This is a genomic window from Pseudomonas sp. TMW22080 (assembly GCF_022496745.1).
GTDB classification, from domain to species: domain Bacteria; phylum Pseudomonadota; class Gammaproteobacteria; order Pseudomonadales; family Pseudomonadaceae; genus Aquipseudomonas; species Aquipseudomonas bubulae.
Genome location: NZ_SCFF01000003.1, coordinates 829,532 through 836,383, shown reverse-complemented (window position 1 = coordinate 836,383; position 6,852 = coordinate 829,532). Strand labels below are relative to the sequence as shown.

Below are 6,852 nucleotides of genomic sequence, written 5' to 3'. Positions count from 1 at the left end.
CGGTCGAAGATACCAGGCCGCTGCGACTGTTTATTAAAAACACAGCACTCTGCAAACACGAAAGTGGACGTATAGGGTGTGACGCCTGCCCGGTGCCGGAAGGTTAATTGATGGGGTTAGCTAACGCGAAGCTCTTGATCGAAGCCCCGGTAAACGGCGGCCGTAACTATAACGGTCCTAAGGTAGCGAAATTCCTTGTCGGGTAAGTTCCGACCTGCACGAATGGCGTAACGATGGCGGCGCTGTCTCCACCCGAGACTCAGTGAAATTGAAATCGCTGTGAAGATGCAGTGTATCCGCGGCTAGACGGAAAGACCCCGTGAACCTTTACTATAGCTTTGCACTGGACTTTGAATTTGCTTGTGTAGGATAGGTGGGAGGCTTTGAAGCGTGAACGCCAGTTTGCGTGGAGCCAACCTTGAAATACCACCCTGGCAACTTTGAGGTTCTAACTCAGGTCCGTTATCCGGATCGAGGACAGTGTATGGTGGGTAGTTTGACTGGGGCGGTCTCCTCCTAAAGAGTAACGGAGGAGTACGAAGGTGCGCTCAGACCGGTCGGAAATCGGTCGTAGAGTATAAAGGCAAAAGCGCGCTTGACTGCGAGACAGACACGTCGAGCAGGTACGAAAGTAGGTCTTAGTGATCCGGTGGTTCTGTATGGAAGGGCCATCGCTCAACGGATAAAAGGTACTCCGGGGATAACAGGCTGATACCGCCCAAGAGTTCATATCGACGGCGGTGTTTGGCACCTCGATGTCGGCTCATCACATCCTGGGGCTGAAGCCGGTCCCAAGGGTATGGCTGTTCGCCATTTAAAGTGGTACGCGAGCTGGGTTTAGAACGTCGTGAGACAGTTCGGTCCCTATCTGCCGTGGACGTTTGAGATTTGAGAGGGGCTGCTCCTAGTACGAGAGGACCGGAGTGGACGAACCTCTGGTGTTCCGGTTGTCACGCCAGTGGCATTGCCGGGTAGCTATGTTCGGGAAAGATAACCGCTGAAAGCATCTAAGCGGGAAACTTGCCTCAAGATGAGATCTCACTGGAACCTTGAGTTCCCTAAAGGGCCGTCGAAGACTACGACGTTGATAGGTTGGGTGTGTAAGCGCTGTGAGGCGTTGAGCTAACCAATACTAATTGCCCGTGAGGCTTGACCATATAACACCCAAGCAATTTGCTTAGAAGCGAATTGCGGTGTGTGAAGACGATACAAACCGAAAGTTTGCGGTTCACAAAACACCACATCTATTACATACCCATTCGCTGGAGCGTAAACCGAAAGGTAAACGACCTGGCTACCGAATTTCTTGACGACCATAGAGCATTGGAACCACCTGATCCCATCCCGAACTCAGTAGTGAAACGATGCATCGCCGATGGTAGTGTGGGGTTTCCCCATGTGAGAGTAGGTCATCGTCAAGATTAAATTCCAAACCCCCTGTCTGCTCACGCAGACAGGGGGTTTGTTTTTGTGCGCGAAAAAGCGGTCGCAAGCTTCAAGCCGTGTGCTCTCGGCTTGCCCCAAGCAGTTAGCTTGCTGTGTGCGCGGGGTTTCTATGCAATGGCGCCGCTCATGGCTATCATGCGTGCCTCATTGTGAGGCGATACATGCATGCTGACGTTGTTGAAACTCCTCAAAGATGGTCGATTCCACTCAGGGCAAGCGCTTGGTGCTGCACTTGGCGTTAGCCGCAGTGCAGTCTGGAAGCAGCTCCAGCTTTTGGAATCAAACCTGAACCTGTCGATTCATAAAGTTCGTGGTCGTGGCTATCAGTTAGCTGCACCGCTTGAGCTCCTTGAGCAGGACCAGTTGACTGCCAGCCCATGGCCTGTCTCTATTCATGATTCATTAGACTCCACCAATGCCGAGGCCTTGCGCGCGATCGACAGTGGCACTGCGGCGCCGTTTGTTGTTACGGCTGAGCGGCAAACTGCTGGTCGTGGACGAAGAGGCCGCAAATGGGTCAGTCCTTTCGCAGAAAATATCTACTACAGCCTTGTTCTTCGCATGGATGGCGGGATGCGCCAGCTTGAAGGGCTTAGCCTTGTGGTTGGTCTGGCAGTACTGAGTGCGCTTCGCGGGGTGGGGATATCTGACGCCGGCCTCAAATGGCCAAATGATGTGCTCGTAGGCAACAAGAAAATTGCCGGCATTTTGCTTGAGTTGGTCGGCGATCCGGCTGATGTGTGTCATGTGGTTCTGGGGATCGGCATTAACGTCAATATGCGGGTGGCCAGCGAGGTAGATCAGGCCTGGACCTCGGTATTTCTCGAGTCAGGTCATTCGGTAAACCGCAATGCGCTGATTTCGAAACTCAACGATAGCCTGCTGGTGTATCTGAATCGCCATGCTACCGAGGGCTTTTCGGCATTGCAGGCGCAGTGGGAGCAAAACCACTTGTGGCAGGGTCGTGAAGTCTCTCTGATAGCTGGAGTGCATCAGGTGGATGGCACTGTCATGGGTATTGATCAGCAGGGCGCGCTGCGCATGAGTGTCAATGGCGAAGAGAAAGTGTACAGCGGCGGTGAGCTTAGCTTGAGGTTGCGCCATGATTCTTGAGATGGACTGTGGCAACAGTTTTATAAAGTGGCGTGCCCTTGACGCCGGGGTGGCGGTGGGTGGGGGCGTAGTTGACTCTGATGCTGCGCTGCTGGCCGCGGTGTTGGCCGTTCCGGGGTTGAACATCACCCACTGCCGGTTGGTCAGTGTGCGCAGTGATGATGAGACATCGAGCCTGGTGGCCTCCATCGTGACGACCTTTGGTGTGGCTGCACAGTGCGCGCAGCCTGCAAGGAGTGCCGCAGGTGTCAGTAACGGTTATGAGGAGTTTGCCCGTTTGGGGCTCGATCGCTGGCTTGCCGTGGTTGGTGCTTTTGAGTTGGCGAAGAGCGCGTGCCTGGTACTGGATTTCGGCACGGCGGTAACGGCGGACTTCGTGGCTGCTGACGGTCAGCACCTGGGCGGGTTTATTTGTCCCGGGATGCCCTTGATGCGCGATCAGTTGCGTACTCATACACGCCGTATCCGGTATGACGACCTCTCTGCGGAGCAGGCCTTGCTCCAGCGTACGCCCGGGCGTACGACGGTTGAGGCTGTTGAACGTGGGTGTTTGTTGATGCTGCGGGGCTTTGTGATGACCCAGCTGGAATTGGCGCGCGAGTACTGGGGAGAAGACTTTGAAGTTTTTCTTACCGGCGGTGACGCAAGCCTGGTAAAGGATATGGTTCCAGAAGCGCGCTTGGTGCAAGACCTGGTATTTGTCGGTTTGGCGGTGGTTTGTCCCCTTCCTTGAGGTTTCTATGCGTTGGCTGTTTCTGCTGCTGGTTGTACTGAATGTCTTTTATTACATATGGCACCAGCAAGAGGCTCCGTTGAGGGCCAAAGAAGTTGTTTCCTTGTCTTTGTACAAGGGCAGTCATCAGGGCATACGCCTGCTTGGCGAGGTGCCGCCGGCAGGTGGGGGAGGTGCAGTCGCCATTGACCAGGCGCTGAGTGCGCAATGCATGTTTTTAGGCAATTTACCTGTGCAAGAACAGCTGCACGGCCTGCAGCGCAGGTTGTCTGAGATGGGGATAGCATCTACCCAAGTCGAAGGTGAGCAGGCTGAAATGCCTGGCTATGCCCTCAAGATCAGCCCGCAAGGCACTGCTGCGGCCAGTGAAATGGTTTTGCAGAACCTTGTTAATGAATTCAATGGGTTAAAATACAAAAAAATGCGCTGTGAGGGCTTGCAGGTACCCGATAGTTTGCATAGAATGGCGCCCGCTCCACAGTGAACGCCAAACAGGCTACTAGGTGTGAAGCGAGTCAAGTTGCTAACTTCCTGATTTAATTGAAGAAAGTGGTTGACATAAGGTTGGAATGATGTAGAATTCTAACCAGCTCAGGAGGGGTTCCCGAGCGGCCAAAGGGATCAGACTGTAAATCTGACGTCTACGACTTCGAAGGTTCGAATCCTTCCCCCTCCACCATATTTAAGCTAGAGCAGCAAGATTTGCGGGTGTAGTTTAGTGGTAGAACCTTAGCCTTCCAAGCTAATGATGCGGGTTCGATTCCCGCCACCCGCTCCAGTCTAGCTGTTTTCGCGACATGTTTTGCTCTTGTAGCTCAGTTGGTAGAGCACACCCTTGGTAAGGGTGAGGTCAGCGGTTCAAATCCGCTCAAGAGCTCCATATAACAAGGCAGATATGAAAATATCTGCCTTTGTTTTAACAGGTGCATAGCCTGTCTGGGGTGTTTGCTGGTGGCGCTGTTTTTAGGTGTCACTGCCCTGGTTGGTTGTTACGGTTGTGAGTAGCTCGCATTCTGCTATTCGCTGGCAATTCTCTGCTTGGATAGGGTTGATTGCAAAAGTAATTGCGCTTGTTGTTGAAAAGTCTCTCTCGTGTCGGCATAATCCGCGGCTCGATAATGTTTTAGGTCAGTAGCTCAATTGGCAGAGCGACGGTCTCCAAAACCGTAGGTTGGGGGTTCGATTCCCTCCTGACCTGCCAGATTCGCTCATTGCGTCTGGCTTTCTTTTCACAGGATCCTCTTTGATGACTCCCAAGGCTGAAGTTCAAGGCTCTCGCTTCGATCTCCTCAAGTGGCTTGTAGTGGTAGCTCTTGTGGTGGTTGGCGTTGTTGGGAATCAGTATTATTCTGGTTCGCCGATCCTGTATCGCGTCATTGCACTTCTTGTGATTGCTGCTGTTGCTGCCTATGTGGGCTTGCAGACGGCAAAAGGCAAGTCGTTCGCTGTCCTGGTAAAGGAAGCTCGTACTGAGATTCGTAAAGTCGTATGGCCAACTCGCCAAGAAACTACGCAGACCACGTTGATCGTGGTGGCTGTTGTTCTTGTTATGGCGTTGCTGTTGTGGGGTTTGGATTCCCTGCTCGGCTGGCTCGTTTCCTTGATTGTTGGCTAAGGGTGTCCCGTGGCTAAGCGTTGGTACGTAGTGCATGCTTATTCGGGTTACGAAAAGCATGTTATGCGCTCTCTGATAGAGCGTATTAAGCTGGCAGGCATGGAAGATGGCTTCGGCGAAATTCTGGTTCCCACTGAAGAAGTGGTTGAAATGCGTAATGGCCAGAAGCGCAAAAGCGAACGCAAGTTCTTCCCTGGTTATGTGCTGGTTCAGATGGACATGAGCGAAGGGACTTGGCACTTGGTCAAGGACACTCCGCGTGTCATGGGCTTCATTGGTGGTACTGCTGATAAACCGGCACCTATCACTGATAAAGAAGCAGAAGCAATTCTGCGTCGCGTAGCTGATGGCAGCGACAAGCCCAAGCCGAAAACACTGTTCGAGCCGGGCGAAGTTGTCCGTGTTACCGACGGTCCGTTTGCCGATTTCAATGGCACGGTCGAAGAAGTTAACTACGAAAAGAGCCGCATTCAAGTGGCGGTGCTCATTTTCGGTCGCTCTACTCCGGTAGAGCTAGAGTTTAGCCAGGTCGAAAAGGTCTAGTTAAACACGAATCCCAACCCCATGGCCTAGGCTGTGGGGTTTTGTCGTCACTGGGATAAACGCGCAAGTAACCGGGGAGCCTCTTTAGGCGATTGAACCCGTAATTGGAGTGCCTCATGGCTAAGAAGATTACCGCTTACATCAAGCTGCAAGTGAAGGCCGCTCAGGCTAACCCAAGCCCACCTGTTGGTCCGGCTCTGGGTCAGCACGGCGTGAACATCATGGAATTCTGCAAGGCTTTCAACGCCCGTACTCAGGGTATTGAGCCAGGCCTGCCGACTCCAGTGATCATCACTGTATACAGCGACCGTAGCTTCACGTTCGAAACCAAGTCGACCCCTGCTTCGGTTCTGCTGAAGAAGGCTGCCGGTCTGACTAGCGGTTCCGCTCGTCCAAACACCGTTAAGGTTGGCACTGTAACTCGTGCTCAGCTGGAAGAAATCGCGAAAACCAAAAACGCGGATCTGACTGCAGCTGATATGGAAGCAGCCGTGCGTACTATCGCCGGTTCTGCTCGTAGCATGGGCCTTAACGTGGAGGGTGTGTAATGGCTAAGCTGACCAAGCGTCAAAAGGCAATCGCCGGTAAAATCGAAGCTGGCAAGTCTTACAATTTTGTAGACGCTGCTGCTTTGCTGGCTGAGCTGTCGACTGTAAAATTCAGCGAGTCTTTCGACATCGCCGTTAACCTGGGCGTAGACCCACGTAAATCTGACCAGGTTGTTCGTAGCGCTACTGTGCTGCCACACGGCACTGGCAAGACTGTACGTGTTGCTGTGTTCACTCAGGGTCCAGCTGCTGAAGCTGCTCTGGCTGCCGGCGCTGATCGCGTTGGTATGGACGACCTGGCTGCCGAAATGAAAGGCGGCGACCTGAACTACGACGTAGTTATTGCATCCCCGGACGCAATGCGTGTTGTTGGTCAGTTGGGTCAGATCCTGGGCCCACGTGGTCTGATGCCTAACCCTAAGGTTGGTACTGTAACTCCAGACGTAGCCACCGCTGTTAAGAACGCGAAGGCTGGTCAGGTTCGTTATCGCACCGACAAAAACGGTATCATTCACACTTCCGTTGGCAAGATCGGCTTCGACGCCGTTCAGCTGAAGGAAAACGTTGAAGCCCTGATCGCTGATCTGAAGCGTATCAAACCAGCTTCCTCGAAAGGTATTTATGTTAAGCGCGTAACCCTGAGCACCACTATGGGCCCGGGCCTGGTCATCGACCAGGGTTCCCTGGACGCGTAAGACAAAATTGGCGCAGTCAAATGCGCCAATTGAAAGATTGGGGTCCCTGCCTGGCGGGGGCTATCCAAGACCGTAGGCGGCGAAAGCCTTAAACCTCAAGCCTACGCAGATGGTGCTCCCGGTTCCTTACCGAATCAGACACCAAAACGACATCAGGCC

Annotated in this window: 7 protein-coding genes, 4 tRNA genes and 2 rRNA genes; all 13 read left to right on the top strand. The window is 53.3% G+C overall.

All coding sequences use genetic code 11. From position 1 onward, the window contains the following. Positions 1-1,157 (top strand): 23S ribosomal RNA (locus EQV96_RS14210); the annotation flags it as partial. 148 nt (positions 1,158-1,305) lie between these two features. Next, positions 1,306-1,421 (top strand): 5S ribosomal RNA (gene rrf / locus EQV96_RS14205). A gap of 190 nt (positions 1,422-1,611) precedes the next feature. Beyond that, complete coding sequence (gene birA / locus EQV96_RS14200) at positions 1,612-2,559, top strand: bifunctional biotin--[acetyl-CoA-carboxylase] ligase/biotin operon repressor BirA (protein WP_095019088.1); 948 nt, start codon at positions 1,612-1,614, stop codon at positions 2,557-2,559. Continuing rightward, positions 2,549-3,292 (top strand): pantothenate kinase, encoded by a 744-nt coding sequence (locus EQV96_RS14195; RefSeq protein WP_095019087.1) that lies wholly within the window; start codon positions 2,549-2,551, stop codon positions 3,290-3,292. Before birA ends, EQV96_RS14195 begins: the two co-directional genes overlap by 11 nt. A 7-nt stretch (positions 3,293-3,299) precedes the next feature. Continuing rightward, positions 3,300-3,776, top strand: a complete 477-nt coding sequence (locus EQV96_RS14190; protein WP_095025008.1) for a hypothetical protein — start codon at positions 3,300-3,302, stop codon at positions 3,774-3,776. Positions 3,777-3,886: 110 nt separating this feature from the next. Continuing rightward, positions 3,887-3,971: transfer RNA gene (locus EQV96_RS14185), tRNA-Tyr, on the top strand. A gap of 25 nt (positions 3,972-3,996) precedes the next feature. Next, positions 3,997-4,070: transfer RNA gene (locus EQV96_RS14180), tRNA-Gly, on the top strand. Between the two features lie 26 nt (positions 4,071-4,096). Then, positions 4,097-4,172: transfer RNA gene (locus tag EQV96_RS14175), tRNA-Thr, on the top strand. A 245-nt stretch (positions 4,173-4,417) separates the two neighbouring features. Further along, positions 4,418-4,493, top strand: a tRNA-Trp gene (locus EQV96_RS14170). 45 nt (positions 4,494-4,538) lie between these two features. Continuing rightward, positions 4,539-4,907 (top strand): preprotein translocase subunit SecE, encoded by a 369-nt coding sequence (gene secE / locus EQV96_RS14165; protein WP_016779165.1) that lies wholly within the window; start codon positions 4,539-4,541, stop codon positions 4,905-4,907. Between the two features lie 9 nt (positions 4,908-4,916). Further along, the gene (nusG, locus tag EQV96_RS14160) at positions 4,917-5,450 is read left to right on the top strand and encodes a transcription termination/antitermination protein NusG (protein WP_026014126.1); all 534 of its coding nucleotides are present in this window, start codon (positions 4,917-4,919) and stop codon (positions 5,448-5,450) included. Positions 5,451-5,566: 116 nt separating this feature from the next. After that, complete coding sequence (gene rplK, locus EQV96_RS14155; RefSeq protein ID WP_008008888.1) at positions 5,567-5,998, top strand: 50S ribosomal protein L11; 432 nt, start codon at positions 5,567-5,569, stop codon at positions 5,996-5,998. Next, positions 5,998-6,693 carry a 50S ribosomal protein L1 gene (rplA, locus tag EQV96_RS14150; protein ID WP_016779167.1) on the top strand — a complete coding sequence of 232 codons (696 nt, stop codon included), beginning with the start codon at positions 5,998-6,000 and terminating at the stop codon, positions 6,691-6,693. The genes rplK and rplA overlap by 1 nt, the downstream gene beginning before the upstream one ends. Positions 6,694-6,852 lie beyond the last annotated feature (159 nt).

What these genes read in the sequence shown, in the direction of transcription:
- birA (WP_095019088.1), top strand. Translation starts at nt 1,612, where the DNA reads ATGCTGACGTTGTTGAAACTCCTCAAAGATGGTCGATTCCACTCAGGG.
- EQV96_RS14195 (WP_095019087.1), top strand. Translation starts at nt 2,549, where the DNA reads ATGATTCTTGAGATGGACTGTGGCAACAGTTTTATAAAGTGGCGTGCC.
- EQV96_RS14190 (WP_095025008.1), top strand. Translation starts at nt 3,300, where the DNA reads ATGCGTTGGCTGTTTCTGCTGCTGGTTGTACTGAATGTCTTTTATTAC.
- secE (WP_016779165.1), top strand. Translation starts at nt 4,539, where the DNA reads ATGACTCCCAAGGCTGAAGTTCAAGGCTCTCGCTTCGATCTCCTCAAG.
- rplK (WP_008008888.1), top strand. Translation starts at nt 5,567, where the DNA reads ATGGCTAAGAAGATTACCGCTTACATCAAGCTGCAAGTGAAGGCCGCT.
- rplA (WP_016779167.1), top strand. Translation starts at nt 5,998, where the DNA reads ATGGCTAAGCTGACCAAGCGTCAAAAGGCAATCGCCGGTAAAATCGAA.